The organism is Bacillus thuringiensis, from assembly GCF_001455345.1.
Classification (GTDB): Bacteria; Bacillota; Bacilli; order Bacillales; family Bacillaceae_G; genus Bacillus_A; species Bacillus_A thuringiensis_N.
Genome location: NZ_CP013274.1, coordinates 4,412,058 through 4,429,667, shown reverse-complemented (window position 1 = coordinate 4,429,667; position 17,610 = coordinate 4,412,058). Strand labels below are relative to the sequence as shown.

Sequence of the window (17,610 nt, the reverse complement as noted above, 5' to 3'; positions counted from 1 at the left end):
CTTTGTTAGGGACGGGTGTTTTTTGCGTTCTTTTACGGGGAAGTATGCTTGAAAGAGGATATGTGACGGATTTTAATTCAGAATATTTTGTTAATTTATAATTAATTAGGAGGTTAGTAGAAATGAAATCATCTTTAAAGTTTTCTGAGATGTTTGCAATAAGTTTAATGTTATTTGCACTATTTTTCGGTGCGGGTAATATGATTTTTCCACCAGCATTAGGACAAGGCGCTGGAACAGATGTATGGATTGCGTTGTTTGGTTTTATCGTAACAGGCGTTGGACTACCTTTATTAGGAGTAATTGTTATAGCTTTAAAGGGAGATATTAATGAGCTAGCAGGACGTGTACATCCTATATTCGCACTTGTTTTTATCACTGCAATTTATTTATGTTTAGGCGTATTCGTAAGTGTGCCACGTACAGGAACAGTAGCTTATGAGATGAGTGTTGCACCGTTTTTACCAAGTGAGATAGCTGGTCAATCATATCCACTTGTTATCTTTACACTTATTTTCTTTGCCGTAACTTTCTATTTAGCTTTAAATCCTTCGAAATTAGTGGGTCGTATTGGTAAAGTGCTAACTCCAATATTATTAGCTGTTATTGCAATTATTGTAGGTAAAGCACTTATTACACCAATTGGAGAATTTGGTGCACCGACAGAAGCGTATAGTGCTCCTCTTTTTAAAGGATTTATTGATGGATATTTAACTTTAGATGGACTTGCAGCACTGGTATTCGGAAATGTTGTAATTCATGCGTTAAAAGAAAAAGGCATTACAAATAAAAATAGTATTGCAAAAGTAACAATCTTTGCAGGATTTATTGCAGCGCTTGGTCTACTACTTGTGTATTTGGCACTTGCTTATCTTGGAGCTTCTAGTGTGTCACTTGGAATGGGCGCAAACGGAGGAATTATTTTAACAAATGTCGTGAATCATTTATTTGGTAGCTACGGAACTTTATTACTAGGGATCGCAATTACAGCAGCATGTTTAACAACTTCTGTAGGTATTGTTGCAGCTTGTGGTGATTACTTCTCTTCTTTATTACCAAAGCTTTCTTATCAAAAAGTCGTTTTCATTTTCTGTGTATTAGCATTTATGGTAGCAAACCTTGGGTTAACTCAGTTAAATGCATTAGCATTACCAATCTTAATCGCAATTTATCCAATTGGAATCGTACTTATCGTATTATCACTTGTTGAAAACTACGTTCGTCTTCCATTAGCGATGTATGTGGGCGGGATTGTAGGAGCATTTGCAATAAGTTTCTTTGATGGGTTACACAATGCAAATCTTCAAATTGCAGCGCTAGCACCTATTTTAGATAAGATTCCATTATATAGTGTAGGAATTGGTTGGTTAGTTCCAGGCATAATCGGTATAGGATTTGGTTATATAGTTTCTAAGTTTCAAAAGCAAGAAGTTGCTGTAGAAAAATAGAGAAAAGAGGCTTTCTATAATAGAAAGTCTCTTTTTTTGTAAAAAAAGCCGTATATAGAGAGATTTAGATATTTAAAATTTTATACGTAATATAGTTGACAAAAAAATTATGAGTAGGCTAAGATTGACTTAGTTGTGGAAATATTGGAAGGAAAGTGAGGAGTGAAAGGTATAAAGTTTTCTATAACGATATCATTTTTGTAAATAGAGGTGATAGAGTAGGAAAATGGATAGTTTTATTTTTTTTGAGATTCATTGAGAATGATAATCAACAAAAGGGATAGGGACTTATGTTAAAATGTGAATCGCTCTTTATACGGAATAGAGAGGGATATTATTTTTAACATTAAGTGAGAATGATAATCAATAATATCTACAGTGCATAAATAAATTACAATTAAATAATGGTAGAGGATTATTATTTTTTTCTTATAAATTGAGAATAATTATCATTTTCAAAAAGTATGGATGAAAGATAACCAAGGAGGAAGTAAGCCAAATGAGAAAGATTTCTGTATTACCCGCTTTTATTATAACGTTCGTATGTATGCTAGCTTTTCTTGTAATGCCATACGGGAATGCTTCAGCAAAACTAGCTGATGGTACTTACGATATTAATTACGTAATTCAAAAAGCGGAAAATGATTCAGCTTCAATGGCAAATGACTATTTTGAAAAGCCGGCAAAATTAATAGTGAAAAACGGTGAGATGAGAGTACAAGTTCCGTTGAATCATAGTGCTTGGATTACAGAATTTAAAGCACCAGAGAACGGGAATTTTGTTGATGCGAAAGTTGTTAGTAAAGATGAATCGGCAGATAAAAGAACAGTAGAGTTTAAAGTAGATGATTTATCCAAACCGGCAGCTGTAAAAATTCATGTTGTTGTACCAAATGCAAACTATGACCACCACTACACAATTCGTTTTGCTTTTGATGCAAATGTAAAAGCTGTAGGTGGCGATAACGGCGTAGCTGCTACAACAAAAAATAATGATCAAGCGAAAACAGATACACAAGTAAAAGAAGAGAAAACAAAAGTAGAGAGTAAGGAAACAGCTAAAGAAGTGAACAAAGAAACAAAAAATGAAAATGGAAAAGCTGAAAAAACAGATAATCCAAAAACAGACGATGAAGCACGTATTGGATTGTTTGCAGCGTTAATTCTTATTTCAGGTGCTTTCTTAATTCGTAAAGTGAAATTGAGTAAATAAATCTTTTGAAGGGTGATGAATATATGTTTAAACAATTTAAAATGATTATTGCCGTATTTGCTGTTTTATTTACGTTTATTGCAACACTAGGTTTACAAGATGCAAAGGCTGCTACAAAACTAGCTGATGGAAAATATAATATTGCTTTTACTGTATGGAAAGGCGATAAAGATGAATCGTCTAGAATGAATAGTTATTTTGAAAGCCCAGCAACATTAACAGTTAAAAATGGAAAACAATATGTTTCATTTAAAGTGAAAGATAGTGCTTCTATTAAAAGTTTCCAAGTAGAAAAAGATGGTCAATTTGTAGAAACAACCGTGTTAAGTGAAAACAAAAAAGATAATACTAGAGTAGTAGAATTTGAAGTTGCTGACTTGTCAAAAAAACTAAATGGCAAGGTGAAAATTAATATTCCAATTATTAATTATAATGCTTCATATGATATTCGCTTTGTATTTGATGGGAACAGTATTAAATAATTTTCAAAAGGGAGAGTCGTTCCATTGAACAGGTATACAAAAATCATTGTTGCTATGTTTTTAATGATATTTACATTCGTATCAACATTACAACCACTTGCAGTTCAAGCAGCTACCAAGTTGGCTGACGGTGAATATTCAATTGGCTTCAAAGTTTTAAAAGATACATCAGATGAAGAATCGATGATGAATCAATATTCAGTAAGCCCCGGGACTTTAAAAGTGAAGGATGGGAAAAAGAAAGTATCCTTTACATTAACGAATAGTTCATGGATTACGAAGTTTGAAACAGAAAAAGCAGGTAAGCTAGTTGCGACAAATGTAATTAGTGAAGATAAAGAAAAAGATACAAGAGTAGTAGAATTTGATGTAGAAGATGTAGAGAAGGTATTAAATGCAAAAGTAAAAGTAGATATTGATTTTTTAAATTATCATCATGAGTACGACGTTCGTATTGCATTTGATCAAAATAGTATTACACCGATTCATGTGGAACAACCAAATGAAAAAGAGGACCCAGCTAATAAGCCAGATCCAAATGAAAAACCGGATCCAAGTCAGAAGCCCGACCAAAAGCCTGACTCAGATCAACAACCAAATTCTAACACAATTAAAGATGGAGAGTACAGCATTCCATTTAAAGTGTTAAAAAATCAAACAGATGAAGAATCTAAGATGAATACTTACATGGTAAATCCAGGAGTATTAAAAGTAGAAAACGGTAAGAAAAAAGCGGTTGTAACGTTAACAGATAATGCATCAATTAAAAATTTCCAAACGGAAAAAGATGGTTCATTTGTTGATGCAAAAGTAGTAAGTGAAGATAAAAAGAAAAATACAAGAGTAGTAGAATTCGAAGTAGACAATTTATCTAAAAAGATAAATACAAAAGTATTTATCGAAGTGGCATCAAGAAATTATAAACAAACGCATGAGTTACAACTTCAATTTGATCAAGAAAAGCTTGAGCCAATTAAGAATGAAGAAAAACAATCAGACGGTGATAAAAAGCCAGAAGTAGAAAAAACAGATGCTGAAACAATTAAAGACGGTGAATACAGAATCAATTTCAAAGCTTTAAAAGATCAAACAGAAGAAATTTCAATGATGAACACGTATACAAAGAGTCCAGGCGTGTTAAAGGTGAAAAATGGTAAAAAATATGTATCATTCACATTAACGAATAGTGCATGGATTACAAAGTTTGAATTTGAGAAAAATGGTTCGTTCGTTGATGCAAGTGTATTAAGTGAAGATAAAAAAGCTGATACACGAGTAGTGGAAGTAGAAGTAAACGACCTATCTAAAAAGTTAAATGCAAAAGTAAAAGTAGATATCGATTCAATGAATTATCACCATTTCTATGACATTCAATTTGCATTCGATAAAGATAGTATTAAACCGTTAGACAACCAAGGCGGAAATGATAACCAAGGCGGAAACGACAACCAAGGCGGAAACGACAACCAAGGTGGAAATGACAACCAAGGCGGAAATGACAACCAAGGCGGAAACGATAACCAAGGTGGAAATGACAACCAAGGCGGAAATGACAACCAAGGCGGAAACGATAATCAAGGTGGAAATGACAACCAAGGCGGAAATGACAACCAAGGTGGAAACGACAACCAAGGCGGAAACGACAACCAAGGTGGAAATGACAACCAAGGCGGAAACAATAACCAAGGTGGAAGCGACAACCAAGGCGGAAACAACAACCAAGACGATAACAAAACAATTGATCCCAATGCTCTTAAAGACGGTGAATACAGTATTGGTTTTAAAGTGTTAAAAGATAAGACGGAAGAAATTTCAATGATGAACACATATACGAAAAGTCCAGGTGTGTTAAAAGTGAAAGATGGTAAGAAATATGTATCATTCACATTAACGAATAGCTCATGGATTACAAAGTTTGAATTTGAAAAGAATAATTCATTTGTTAATGCAAATGTACTAAGTGAGAATAAGCAAGCTGATACACGTGTAGTGGAAGTAGAAGTAGCTGATCTATCTAAGAAATTAAATGCAAAAGTGAAAGTAGATATCGATTCAATGAATTACCATCATTTTTACGATATTCAATTTGTATTTGATAAAGGTAGTATTAAAGCTTTAGGTAACCAAGATGGTAATGGTAATCAAGGCGGAAACGATAACCAAAATGGAACGAATAATCTAAATGAAAATCCAACAGTTGATCCGAAAAATTTAAAGGATGGTCAGTACGATATTGCTTTTAAAGTGTTAAAAGATAAGACTGAAGAAATTTCAATGATGAATCAATATGTTGTAAGTCCAGCAAGGTTAACGGTGAAAGATGGTAAGAAGTATATTGCAATGACACTAAAAAATAGTGAATGGATCACGAAATTCCAAACAGAAAAGAATGGTGAATTTGCAGATGCAAAAGTAGTAAGTGAAGATAAGGCCACAAATACAAGAGTCGTAGAATTTGAAGCTAATGATTTATTTGCAAAATTAAATGCAAAGGTAAAAGTAGATATCGATTCAATGAACTACCATCACTTCTACGACGTACAAATCCAATTTGATACGACGAAGATTGGTGCTGTAGGAACGGTAAAAGAAGAGCCGAAGAATGAACCGAAAAATCCGGTAATTACGCCGAAAGTAGATAATGTAAAAACAATTGCTACGCCTGATTTTAACCGAAATGCAGATGGTAAGAAGAAAAATGAAGCTACAAATAATGATGCGAAAAAAGAAAAAAACTCAAAAACAGCAGATACAGCACAACTAGGTTTATACATGGTGCTACTGCTTGGGTCACTTGCTTTACTAGTTCGTAAATATAGAGCAGGTAGATTGTAATTTTTGGAGTCTTGATGCATGTTCGCGTGCATCAAGACTTGTTTCATATTGTTTGGAAAGGAGTGGTGATTAAGAGTGAAGAAAATCGCAAGTGTGCTAATGGCTATCATTCTGTTAATGAGTATAGCTGGATGCTCATCACCAAAAAAAGAAACACTAAAGCAGGTAAAGAGTGAGAGTAAAGAGCGAATTGTTGCAACGACAGTTGCTGTTACTGAAATTATGGATGCGTTAGAAGTAGATTTAGTTGGTGTACCAACAAGTTCTAAAACTTTACCGAAGCGATATAAAGGTTTACCTGAAGTTGGGAATCCAATGAGTCCAGATATGGAAAAGGTAAAATCATTAAAGCCGTCAGAAGTGTTATCTGTGACAACACTTGAATATGAATTAAAACCGATTTTTGATGGTGTAAGCATGAAAGCAAAATTTTTAGATTTAACAAGCTTGAAAAATATGCAAAATTCCATTAGCGATTTAGGTAAGAAATATGGACGCGAAAAGCAGGCTGAAGAAGTTGTAACTAAGGTAGATAAAAAAGTCGCTAGCATTCGAAAAGAAGTAAAAGGAAAGAAAGAACCGACAGTACTTATTTTATTAGGTGTGCCTGGAAGTTATTTAGTAGCAACAGAGCATTCTTATATTGGAGATTTAGTGAAACAACTAGGTGGTAAAAATATTGTGCAAGGTGAAAAAGTAGAATATTTAGCTTCTAATACAGAGTATTTAAAGAAAGCTGATCCAGATATTATTTTACGAGCAGCTCATGGTATGCCTGAAGAAGTTGTAAAAATGTTTGATAAAGAATTTAAAACGAATGACATTTGGAAGCATTTTGCAGCAGTTAAAAATAATCGTGTTTACGATTTAGAAGAGCGTTTATTTGGAACGACAGGAAATTTAGCAGCAATTGAAGCGTTAGATGAATTGAAAAAAATGATGTATCCGTGATGCATTTTCATATAAAGGAAGAGTAGAATGAATAAAAAAACTTGGAGTTTCCTCATTGTTACTGCATTACTTATCGTTATGACATCATTGTCAGCGATGAAAGGGAGTTTAGAAGTAGGTATTGTTGAGCTTGTACAAGGGATATTTACAGGTGGAAATGAAGATGTTGAAGTGATTAAAGATTTACGTTTTCCGCGTATTATTATTGCGTTATTCACTGGAGCGGCTCTTGCTGTTTCAGGTGTGCTTTTTCAAGCTGTTATGAAAAATCCACTTGCTGATGCTGGAGTGATTGGGATATCTTCAGGAGCAAGTTTTATGACACTTGTTATTATAACGTTGTTCCCGCAATTCTTTTTCTGGACACCAGTATTCGCCTTTTTAGGTGGTGCGTTTGCGTGTTATCTCGTTTATGCATTTTCATGGAAGTCAGGGTTAAGTCCACTTCGTATTATTTTAGTTGGTATAGCTATTAATGCGATGTTTACTGGATTAAATGAATCGTTCATTACGATTTGCGGATATTTCATTAAGAGTATTAAGCAAACGACGACTTCTAATATAACGATGAAGACGTGGGGCGATGTAGAAATAATGGTTACGTATGGAACAATTGGTTTGGTTCTTGCTCTGTTTGTAGGAGCTTGGTGTAACTTATTATCGCTACAAGATAAGACTGCGAAAAACTTAGGTTTGCACGTGACGAGAGTTCGTCTTATTATTTCTGCTATTGCAGTACTCTTAGCAGCGGTATCAACAGCGATTGCAGGTGTTATTGCCTTCGTAGGATTACTCGTTCCGCACATTTCAAGACAACTAGTCGGTTCAGATCATAAAGTATTAATTCCGTTTTCTGCTCTGGCAGGTGCGTTATTAATTTTGACGGCGGATACGATTGGAAGGTTAATTGTGCCACCTAACGAAATTCCAGCAGCAACGATTATGGCAGTTATTGGTGGCCCATTCTTAATATTCTTGCTTAGAAAGAGTGATAAAGTTCATGGAAATTAAAAATGTAACCTTTTCGTATGATAATGTAACGGATCGATTAAAGTTGGTTAGTAGTGAAATAGAAATTGGTAAAATTACAACAATTATTGGTCCAAATGGTTGCGGGAAATCGACATTACTTGGTGTGATGTCAAGAAATCATGATCCTCGTAGCGGAGAGGTCATACTGGATGGGAAGGCGATTAGCCAATATAAACCGAAAGAGTTTGCTAGAAAGTTAGCCGTTGTCCATCAACAAAATGAAGCACCGGCAGATATGACGGTAGAGAAATTAACAAGTTTTGGTCGTATGCCTCATAAAAATATTTTTTCCGCGCAAACGGATGAAGATAGAGAAGCAATCGAAAGGGCTTTAGCATGTACGAATTTATTAAGTAAACGTGATAAAGAAATTCACGCTTTATCTGGTGGAGAAAGACAACGTGTTTGGATTGCTATGACGTTAGCTCAGAAAACACCAATGCTCTTTTTAGATGAACCGACGACCTATTTAGATATTTATTATCAACTTGAAATATTAGAGCTAGTAAAAGAGTTAAATGAAGTACATGGATTGACGATCGTCATGGTATTACACGATATTAATCAGGCAATTCGCTATAGTGATCACATCATTGTTATGAAAGATGGCGAGATTGTTACGAAAGGTAAGCCAAATGATGTTGTGACAGAGAGTATGATAAAGACGATATACGGTGTAGATGTCGTTGTAAAGCAAGATGAAGATACAGGATTATACATGGTACCTATGGGAATCTAAAGGCTGAGCATAATCCGTTTTGAGGTGATAATTTGAGTAGTAAAAAAGAACGGAAGAAGAATTCTTTTTTTCAACGAATACTTACAGTTGTCTTTTTAGGTACCTTTTTCTATTCAGTATATGAATTAGGTGATATTTTCATGGATTACTATGAAAATCGTAAAGTAATGGCCGAAGCACAAAATATTTATGAAAAAAGTCCGATGGAAGAGCAATCACAAGACGGGGAAGTACGTAAACAGTTCAAGGCTCTGCAGCAAATTAACCAAGAGATAGTTGGATGGGTTACGATGGATGATACACAAATTAATTATCCAATCGTTCAAGCGAAAGACAATGATTACTATTTATTTCGTAATTATAAAGGTGAAGATATGAGAGCAGGAAGCATCTTTATGGACTATCGTAATGATGTGAAATCTCAAAATCGAAATACTATTTTATATGGTCATCGTATGAAAGATGGTTCTATGTTTGGAAGTTTAAAGAAAATGTTAGATGAAGAGTTCTTCATGTCGCATCGTAAATTATATTACGATACATTATTTGAAGGATATGATCTTGAAGTGTTCTCGGTGTATACAACAACAACTGATTTTTATTACATTGAAACGGATTTTAGTAGTGATACGGAATACACATTATTTTTGGAGAAAATTCAAGAAAAATCGCTGTACAAAACAGATGCAAAATTGACAGCAAGTGATCAAATCGTAACACTTTCGACGTGTGACTATGCACTCGATCCGGAAGCGGGAAGGTTAGTCGTGCATGCGAAGCTAGTAAAAAGACAGTAAATAAAAAAGTATAGAATATGAGAAGTGGTAACGCTTCTCATATTCTATACTTTAAAAAAGAAATATGTTTACTGTGCTGCAGCCATTGGCATACGTACAACTTCAACATTGTAGTAAGTGATTTTATTATCAAGAATATAATCTGGCATCCCGCCTTGATGTGAGTGAGCATCTTTAAATGCTGAGCTCTTCGTCCAACCTTGGAAATCTTCTTTTGCATTCCAACGTGTGCTAATTGTTACTTCATCATAATCAACTGTATTTTGCGTTAAAAGAACTTCTAACCCTAAAAAGCCTGGCATCGTTTCAACTTGACCTACTTTATTAAAACGTTCAATTAATTTATGTCCATTTCCCTTTGTAATTTTTGCTGTATTTGTAACAATAATCATGTTTATTCCTCCTATAAATATTGCCTTTATTTTCGAGAACTCATATACATTAAATGATAATGAAAATCATTATCATTGTAAATGGTAAATGTAAAATAAATAAGTTTTTTTATTGTTTTGGACAGTAGGATTTCCATTTCAAAATGTAGTAAATACATGGTGGCTAAGCGAGAGAATGAGCGAGTTGTACTAGCAAAGCAATAATATGGTATAGTGAAACGAGGCTGTTTTTCAGTCTCGTTTTTGAAATGCTTCCTATAGAGAAAGCATGCAAATGGAAAGGAAGTTATTATATGCGATCAGAAGTAACTGTAAAAATAAAACCGAAATTTATAAAAGAAATTAAAAGTGGATATCCGCTTATTTTAAAAGATGCAATTCAAAATTTAAATGACGTCCGTGAAGAAGGGACAATCATCAAAGTAGTAGATGAGAAGAGCAACTTTGTCGGAAAAGGTTATTATGGAAAACAAAATAAAGGATACGGCTGGATTTTAACGAGAAAAGAGAGTGAACAAATTAATCAATCTTTTTTTGAAAGTAAAATAAAATCGGCCTTACATAAACGAAAACAATTTTACAAATCAAATGATACGACAGCATTCCGTGTTGTAAATGGCGAAGGTGATGGTCTTGGAGGCTTAATCATTGATTATTATGACGGTTATTATGTAGTAAGCTGGTATAGTGAGGGAATCTATACTTTCAGAGATGAGATTATAGCAGCTCTTCAAAAAGTAGCAAACTTTAAAGGGATTTATGAGAAAAAGCGTTTTGATACGAAAGGGAAATACATTGAAGGCGATGATTTTGTAGCAGGAGAGCGCGGCGAGTTCCCGCTTATCGTAAAAGAAAATGGTGTGAACTTTGCGGTGTACTTAAACGACGGAGCGATGGTTGGTGTATTTTTAGATCAGCGTAACGTTCGAAAACAAATTCGTGATAAGTATGCAAAGGGAAGAACTGTGTTAAATATGTTCTCTTATACAGGTGCTTTCTCTGTATTTGCAGCGCTTGGTGGAGCGAGTAAAACGACGAGTGTTGACCTTGCGAATCGTAGTTTAAGTAAAACGATTGAGCAGTTTAGTGTAAATGAAATTGATTATGAAGCGCAAGACATTATTGTAGAAGATGTCTTTCTGTACTTCAAATATGCAGCTAAGAAAAAGATGAAATTCGATATGGTCGTACTTGACCCTCCAAGCTTTGCACGCTCAAAGAAATATACATTTAGTGCAGCGAAAGATTATAAAAACTTATTAAAAGAAACAATTGCGATTACAGAAAATAACGGGATTATCGTTGCTTCTACAAATTGTAGCGCATTTGATATGAAAAAGTTTAAAGGATTTATCGATACGGCATTTAAAGAAATGAATGGCAAATATAAAATATTAGAAGAACATTCTTTACCAGAAGATTTCCGTACCATTGATCAATTTAAAGAAGGAGACTATTTAAAAGTAGTTTTCATCGAAAAAATTAAAGGTTAATAAAGAAAAAGGAGCTCGAGTTTACTTGAGCTCCTTTTTCTTATTGAACGATATTTTGTACTCTACCGACTTGCCCGTCCTGCAATCGTACTTTAATACCATGCGGATGGGAAGGGGAGTTTGTTAAAATATCTTTTACAATTCCACGTGTTAATTTGCCGGTGCGTTGATCTTGTTTTAATACAATATCAACTTCAAGACCGGGTGCGATATTAGAACGTTTTTGTCCGTTCATTTATACACCTGTACGTCTACGTTGGTTGTTTGTTTTTTTAGTTTGTTGGTTTTGTAATTTTTTCGTTTCTTGGCTTTGATTTGTATTATTTGACCCATTTCCATTTCCTTGCTTTTTCTTTGCAAGTTGTTCGCGCATTAAATCAGCTAAGCTTACTTTTTTGTTTTCTGACATGATAAGTCTCCTTTATATAAAGTTAATTATGAACAATCGTAGTGAATTTTATCATATCATTGTTAGGGGAGGAAGGGAAGTTGGTTTGAAAATTCATATAATTGTTTCCAGTCTGTAGTAGTTACGATACAATTGAGTTGTTAACGTTTGTAAAAAGGGGATAGACATATGTCACATCATATTTTATTAGTTGAAGACGATATTTCAATTCAAGAGATGGTGGAAAAGTATTTAATAAAAGAAGGCTTTCAAGTTACAATCGCGTCTGATGGAGAGGAAGGGGTGCAAGCCTTTTTTAAATCACCTTTTGATTTAGTTATCCTTGATATCATGATGCCGAGGTTAGACGGATTAGAGGTTGTACGTATTATTCGCGAGAAGAGTGCAGTACCGATTTTAATGATGTCGGCAAAAGATACAGATGTTGATAAAGCTGTTGGATTAGGACTTGGAGCAGATGATTACATTTGTAAGCCATTTTCTATGATTGAATTGGCGGCGCGTGTAAAAGCTGGTATTCGGAGATCTACGAAATATTCGGCTACAGAAACAACAGAAAAGATGATTCAAATTGGCGATTTAACAATCGATCCAATTAATTTTACTGTGGAAAAAAACGGGAAGCCTCTCAAACTTACTTTAAAAGAATTTGAGATTCTAAAACTGTTTGTAAAGAATCAAAATCGTGTATTTACAAAAGCACAAATATATACGCTAGTTTGGAGCGAAGAGTATTACGGTGACGATAACGTTATTAATGTTCATATGAGAAGGTTGCGTGAGAAAATCGAAAGTGACCCATCTAATCCAGAGTATATTAAAACGTTATGGGGCATCGGCTATAAGCTGGAAGTGATGTAATATGATTAATTTGTTATTAGGTATTATTTTTATATTGTTATGTGTCATTTACATACAGTATAAAATGAGAAAAAGTAGTAGTAAAAATTTACGGTACACATATGAAAAGTTAGAAAGTATTGTAAATGAAAAAACAGGCGAGAAGTTACTCGTTATGACGGATGATCTAGAATTGCAAAAATTATTAGTGGCAATTAATCAATTATTAGATGCAAAACAGAAAACGAATGCAGATCATGCAAAAGTAGAAATTTCGATGAGAAAAATGCTTTCAAATATTTCTCATGATTTAAAGACGCCACTAACAGTTATTCTTGGATATACAGAAATGTTAAATAAGGATAAAACGATAAATAAAGAAGAACAACAAATCTTACTTGAAAAGGTGCATGTGAAAACACTAGAAGTAATGGAATTGATTCATAAGTTTTTTGATCTAGCCAAGTTAGAATCTGGTGACAAGGCAATCGAAATGACAAAAGTAAATATGAATGAAGTTTGTCGCGAGAAGATTTTATCTTTTTATGATTTAGTTACGACGAAAGGTTTTTACGTTCATATTGATATACCAGAAAGAAATATATATGCACTTGGAAATGTAGAAGTATTAGGCAGGGTATTGAATAATTTAATATCAAATGCGATTACATATGGAGACGATGGAAAGACACTTGGTATGATGCTAAGAGATGATGAAACAAATGTGTATATAGACGTATGGGATACAGGAAAAGGAATTGATGAATCTCATATTGATAAAGTGTTTGAGCGTATGTACACACTTGAAGATTCAAGAAATAGATTGTACCAAGGGAGCGGTTTAGGGTTAACGATTACGAAAAGGCTTGTGGAAGCGATGGATGGAAAAATTCATCTTTCTAGTAAGCCGTATGAAAAAACAATTTTTACAGTTGCATTAAAGAAGATGCAGTTTTAGCTTGTAGAGAAGAGATTCTACAAGCTTTTTTGCAGCGTAAGGAATTTGTAAGAAACGGGTAAGAAAAAAGAGATTTCCGTTGTCTATTATAGAAATATAAAGTAGTGCGAAAGGGGAAAGTGACATGACCTATATATTAAAAACGAATCAGTTAACGAAAGTGTTTAAAGGGAAAGAAGTTATTTCTAGCGTTAACATGCATGTGAAAAAAGGAGAGATATACGGTTTCTTAGGACCGAATGGTGCTGGTAAAACAACGATTATGAAAATGATTACAAATTTAATAAAACCGACAAGTGGTGATATTGAAATTTTCGGTGAGAAGTTAACAGACACATCTTATGAAGTATTAAAAAGAATGGGGACAATTATTGAATATCCAATCTTTTATGATAAATTAACGGCGAAAGAAAACTTAGAATTACATTGTGAATATATGGGCTATTACGATAAAAATGAAATTGACCATGCATTACATTTAGTGAAGCTGCAAGGGATAGATAATAAAAAAGTAAAAGATTTTTCATTGGGAATGAAACAACGACTTGGTATTGCAAGGGCAATCGTGACAAAGCCAGAATTGCTCATTTTAGATGAACCAATTAACGGTTTAGATCCAATTGGTATTAAAGAGTTACGAGACTTATTTAAAATGCTCTGCAAAGAATATGGCATTACATTATTAGTTTCTAGTCATATTTTAGGTGAGATGGAACTAATGGCGGATACAATTGGTGTAATTCAAAATGGAAAACTAATAAAAGAAGTTTCAATGAAGAGTATTAACGGAAAACAAACAGAGTACATTGAAATTACTGTTCCTGATGTGAAGCGTGCAGCTTATATTTTAGAAGATAAACTTGGTATAAAAAATTATAAAATAATGAGCGGAAATATGATTCGTGTGTATGATACGGCAGTGTCTCAGCAAGCCATTTCAAAAGCACTTATTATGAACGATGTGGAAATAGAAAGTATTAATAAGAAACATAGTTCCTTAGAAGAATATTTCTTAAATGTAATGGATGGAGAGGGCATTCATGCTTAATGGATTGTTAGTGAATCTAGTAAGTGGATTGGTCGTAATGTTCATAAGCGGGATTTTATATTATAGGAAACCAGAGCGGAAATGGTTGTTAATTCTATTAATGATAGGAATGTTAAGCGTAGTTACTGCTGGAATTAGAATGTTAGCAGTGTAGAGACAGTTATATAAAGAATGGAGGCGTGGTTTGTATGCTTAGATTAATGAAGCTCGAGTGGAAAAAGCATCAATTATCTAGTTACTTTAAAAGTGTAGCAATTTGTATTATAGCAATTTTCGCTGTAGTAAGCCTTATGGCATTGGGAATGAAAGCTGAAGGAGACGTGCTCTTCTCTGACTTCAAACAGAACATGGATTTAGCAAATATTTTTATTAGAATAACATTCATTATTTTTAGTTCGGTCATTTTATCACGTTTAGTAATTGATGAGTATAAGAATAAAACGATACAACTATCATTTATGTATCCGCTTCAAAGGAAAATGCTAATGAGTGCGAAATTAACAATTGTTTTTTGTTTTTGTTTTGTGAGTACCATTATCGCGACTTTCATTATCAGTTTGCTTGTATATTTTGTGAGTCCAATGATGGGACTGATTGAAACACCTGCTACGATAGGTGAAATAATAGCTACCGTTCCAACCACTGTTATAAGTGCATTTATGATATCAGGTATAAGCTTAATTCCTTTATTTTTTGGAATGAGAAAGAAATCGACACCGACAACGATAACTTCGGCAGTAATAATTGGTATGCTGATTAGTGGTAACGTTGGTGCTGGAAACGGTCAAGTAAGTATGTTTGATTTTATAGCTATTCCAATCGTGCTCTGTTTATTAGGAATTTTCATTAGTTATCTATCATTTCGTAAAATCGACAAGATCGATGTGGCGTGAAGTAAGCTTAAAACAAAAACGAACTGGGGTATGAATAATGAAGAAAATGATAGTAATTGCAATATTATTCATTACAATTGCTAGTGCGGTTTTTGGTTTTAAGGTATTTCAAGGGAAAGATTTTAAGAAAGAAAAGTCTTTTGATATAAATAATATAAAAGAAATAGAAGTAGACAATGAAAATTGGAATATTGAATTTAAAAGTACAGACGCTAATAAAATAGTAATTTCCGCTCAAGGTGAACAAGCAGATAAAGAGATAGATCCTGTCAAAATAGAAAATGACGAAAATAAAATTATGATTAAGCAAAAACAAAAGGTAACTAGATTTTTTAATGGTTTTACGTTTAGGAAGAAAAATAGTATATCTATAGCTATTCCAAAGAAAGAAATAGATAAAATTGTAGTAAATAATAAATCGGGTGATGTGAAAATAAACGATATAGTAGTAAAAAACATCGTGACAAAAGGCAAATATGGAGATGAAATGATTACAGGATTATCGGCAGAGAAGGGTGAATTCACATCCGAAAGTGGAGATTTAATGTTAAAAGATAGTTCATTACAAGAAGTAAATATAACTTCCACTACTGGCGATAATTATGTAAAAAATGTAAAAAACGAAAATATGAACATCACTTCAACATCTGGGGAAGTATTGCTGAAAGATATGACAGAAGGAAAATCATTATTTATAGAAACAAAATCAGGGGATATTGGCGTACGGTATAAAGGGGTTCCGACTTCTTTACAACTTACGGCTAAAAGTAATTTGACTGACGTAATAGTGGATTTAAAAGGACTTAAGAAAGATAAAAGTACAGAAAGAATAAAAGTAGGAACGATTGGTGATGCAAAAAATGAAGCGAAGATTTTAAGTGAAACAGGGGTCATTTATATTGATTAAATCTTAGGAGGAAGGAGGACACTATCATGCTACATTTAATGAAGCTAGAATTGAAAAAGTTTAAGCTTGGTTGGTACGTGAAGAGAGCAATTATTGCAAATATTGTTATACTGGCATTAATGATCTTTGTGAGCATCATCGCTCAAGTAGAAGGTGATGCAGAAATAAGGAATCCAGAGACGATATTGTTAATGGCTAGCACAATAGTAAGAGCAACATTTATTATTTTTGGTAGTGTATTAATCGCAAGGTTAATAATTGGCGAATATAAAAATAAAACAATACTACTTATGTTTTCTTATCCTATTAACCGAAAGAAAATGATGGCTAGTAAGTTGGCTATTACAGCGATAGTAACATTTATAACAGTTATTGTATCTAACATTTTAGTAGTAGGAATTTTCTTTGGGATAGATAGCTATTTTTCAATTCTTCCTAATTCATTCACAGTAGATCAATTGATGCAAGAAGGAATAAAACTGGTTCCTTTAGCCATTGCAACTGCGGGAATGAGTTTAATCCCTCTATATTTCGGAATGCGTAAACGTTCAGTGCCAACTACAATTGTTTCATCTCTTATCGTTGTCTCAATTGCAATGAATAGCAACCCAGAGTTTCCCACAGCAACTTTTCTTCCCCTTCAACTAGCACTTGCAGCAATTGGAGTGGTGATTGCATATTACGGAATTAAAAATATAGAGAAGGAAGATATAACTGTATGATAAGAATACGTAAAAAAGAGTTGGCGTTACACCAACTCTTTTTTGTATATGTATGCTTCGTTACTACTCTGTAAATTTGGAGTGTTTGCTTAAATACGCTTGTACTTCTGGAGAAATATAAAAGTTATTAGAACTTTTATATTCGATAGTAAACTCTCCGTCTTTATTTGTTTCAAAGGCGATTGCATAGCTATTCATTTTAGCATCGTAAGAAGTGTTTTTGACTTCTGCATCTAGATTAAAATATTTTGTAATATACTCTTTTGATTCCGTAATTGCTGCTTGTTTTCCCCAAGGGGTACCATAACTTGTGAAATAAAGAGATACGCTAATAACTCCAATAAGAGAAGTTAGTAAAATAGTTCCCATAGCTATTTTTTTATTTTTTGTATTCAATTTGGTTACTCCTCTTCGTAATATGTATTCATTTTAACCTATATATTCCATAAAA

Annotated in this window: 20 protein-coding genes and 1 other annotated feature (1 of these 21 cut by a window edge); of the genes, 16 read left to right on the top strand and 4 right to left on the bottom strand. The window is 33.5% G+C overall.

What is annotated here, in order from left to right:
- Positions 1-5, top strand: a binding site (T-box leader) (it extends 251 nt beyond the left edge of the window).
- A 117-nt stretch (positions 6-122) separates the two neighbouring features.
- The 8 genes from brnQ6 to srtB all read left to right on the top strand — a co-directional run bounded on the left by brnQ6 (position 123) and on the right by srtB (position 9,497).
- Entirely contained in the window at positions 123-1,448 is a 1,326-nt protein-coding gene (gene brnQ6, locus ATN06_RS23115; protein ID WP_060632468.1) for a branched-chain amino acid transport system II carrier protein BrnQ6, read from the top strand.
- A 499-nt stretch (positions 1,449-1,947) separates the two neighbouring features.
- Positions 1,948-2,661 carry a heme uptake protein IsdC gene (gene isdC / locus ATN06_RS23110; protein ID WP_060632467.1) on the top strand — a complete coding sequence of 238 codons (714 nt, stop codon included), beginning with the start codon at positions 1,948-1,950 and terminating at the stop codon, positions 2,659-2,661.
- 23 nt (positions 2,662-2,684) lie between these two features.
- Positions 2,685-3,143 carry an NEAT domain-containing protein gene (locus ATN06_RS23105; RefSeq protein WP_000476164.1) on the top strand — a complete coding sequence of 153 codons (459 nt, stop codon included), beginning with the start codon at positions 2,685-2,687 and terminating at the stop codon, positions 3,141-3,143.
- A 24-nt stretch (positions 3,144-3,167) separates the two neighbouring features.
- Positions 3,168-5,978 carry an NEAT domain-containing protein gene (locus ATN06_RS23100; protein WP_060632466.1) on the top strand — a complete coding sequence of 937 codons (2,811 nt, stop codon included), beginning with the start codon at positions 3,168-3,170 and terminating at the stop codon, positions 5,976-5,978.
- 75 nt (positions 5,979-6,053) lie between these two features.
- Positions 6,054-6,929 (top strand): heme ABC transporter substrate-binding protein IsdE, encoded by an 876-nt coding sequence (gene isdE, locus ATN06_RS23095; RefSeq protein ID WP_088116254.1) that lies wholly within the window; start codon positions 6,054-6,056, stop codon positions 6,927-6,929.
- 27 nt (positions 6,930-6,956) lie between these two features.
- The gene (locus tag ATN06_RS23090) at positions 6,957-7,940 is read left to right on the top strand and encodes a FecCD family ABC transporter permease (protein WP_001036836.1); all 984 of its coding nucleotides are present in this window, start codon (positions 6,957-6,959) and stop codon (positions 7,938-7,940) included.
- On the top strand, positions 7,930-8,700 hold the full coding sequence (locus ATN06_RS23085) for an ABC transporter ATP-binding protein (protein WP_060632465.1): 771 nt from the start codon (positions 7,930-7,932) through the stop codon (positions 8,698-8,700). Before ATN06_RS23090 ends, ATN06_RS23085 begins: the two co-directional genes overlap by 11 nt.
- A 32-nt stretch (positions 8,701-8,732) precedes the next feature.
- On the top strand, positions 8,733-9,497 hold the full coding sequence (gene srtB / locus ATN06_RS23080) for a class B sortase (protein ID WP_060632464.1): 765 nt from the start codon (positions 8,733-8,735) through the stop codon (positions 9,495-9,497).
- A gap of 68 nt (positions 9,498-9,565) precedes the next feature.
- Here srtB and isdG read toward each other — a convergent pair whose 3' ends face one another.
- Positions 9,566-9,889 (bottom strand): heme oxygenase, encoded by a 324-nt coding sequence (gene isdG, locus ATN06_RS23075; protein ID WP_060632463.1) that lies wholly within the window; start codon positions 9,887-9,889, stop codon positions 9,566-9,568.
- A 293-nt stretch (positions 9,890-10,182) separates the two neighbouring features.
- On the opposite strand from isdG, the gene ATN06_RS23070 reads away from it, so the two are divergent.
- Positions 10,183-11,382, top strand: coding sequence for a class I SAM-dependent rRNA methyltransferase (locus tag ATN06_RS23070; RefSeq protein WP_060632462.1), 1,200 nt, complete (start codon positions 10,183-10,185; stop codon positions 11,380-11,382).
- Between the two features lie 40 nt (positions 11,383-11,422).
- Here ATN06_RS23070 and ATN06_RS23065 read toward each other — a convergent pair whose 3' ends face one another.
- Entirely contained in the window at positions 11,423-11,617 is a 195-nt protein-coding gene (locus ATN06_RS23065; RefSeq protein ID WP_001014310.1) for a YwbE family protein, read from the bottom strand.
- Complete coding sequence (locus ATN06_RS23060) at positions 11,618-11,791, bottom strand: hypothetical protein (protein WP_001293585.1); 174 nt, start codon at positions 11,789-11,791, stop codon at positions 11,618-11,620.
- Positions 11,792-11,959: 168 nt separating this feature from the next.
- Between ATN06_RS23060 and ATN06_RS23055 the strand changes: the two genes are divergently transcribed.
- From ATN06_RS23055 to ATN06_RS23025, 7 genes are all read left to right on the top strand, one after another.
- Positions 11,960-12,652, top strand: coding sequence for a response regulator transcription factor (locus ATN06_RS23055; RefSeq protein WP_060632461.1), 693 nt, complete (start codon positions 11,960-11,962; stop codon positions 12,650-12,652).
- Position 12,653: 1 nt separating this feature from the next.
- Positions 12,654-13,589, top strand: a complete 936-nt coding sequence (locus ATN06_RS23050) for a HAMP domain-containing histidine kinase (protein ID WP_060632460.1) — start codon at positions 12,654-12,656, stop codon at positions 13,587-13,589.
- Between the two features lie 124 nt (positions 13,590-13,713).
- The gene (locus tag ATN06_RS23045; RefSeq protein WP_000221087.1) at positions 13,714-14,637 is read left to right on the top strand and encodes an ABC transporter ATP-binding protein; all 924 of its coding nucleotides are present in this window, start codon (positions 13,714-13,716) and stop codon (positions 14,635-14,637) included.
- Positions 14,630-14,791, top strand: a complete 162-nt coding sequence (locus tag ATN06_RS23040) for a hypothetical protein (protein ID WP_000931774.1) — start codon at positions 14,630-14,632, stop codon at positions 14,789-14,791. The genes ATN06_RS23045 and ATN06_RS23040 overlap by 8 nt, the downstream gene beginning before the upstream one ends.
- Positions 14,792-14,825: 34 nt before the next feature.
- Positions 14,826-15,530 (top strand): ABC transporter permease, encoded by a 705-nt coding sequence (locus ATN06_RS23035; RefSeq protein ID WP_060632459.1) that lies wholly within the window; start codon positions 14,826-14,828, stop codon positions 15,528-15,530.
- 37 nt (positions 15,531-15,567) lie between these two features.
- On the top strand, positions 15,568-16,437 hold the full coding sequence (locus tag ATN06_RS23030) for a DUF4097 family beta strand repeat-containing protein (RefSeq protein ID WP_060632458.1): 870 nt from the start codon (positions 15,568-15,570) through the stop codon (positions 16,435-16,437).
- A gap of 26 nt (positions 16,438-16,463) precedes the next feature.
- Complete coding sequence (locus tag ATN06_RS23025) at positions 16,464-17,159, top strand: ABC transporter permease (RefSeq protein ID WP_060632457.1); 696 nt, start codon at positions 16,464-16,466, stop codon at positions 17,157-17,159.
- 63 nt (positions 17,160-17,222) lie between these two features.
- Here the strand turns inward: ATN06_RS23025 and ATN06_RS23020 are convergent, their stop codons facing one another.
- Positions 17,223-17,555: a YfjL-like protein gene (locus ATN06_RS23020; protein WP_060632456.1), complete on the bottom strand. Its 333-nt coding sequence runs from the start codon at positions 17,553-17,555 to the stop codon at positions 17,223-17,225.
- Positions 17,556-17,610: the final 55 nt, after the last annotated feature.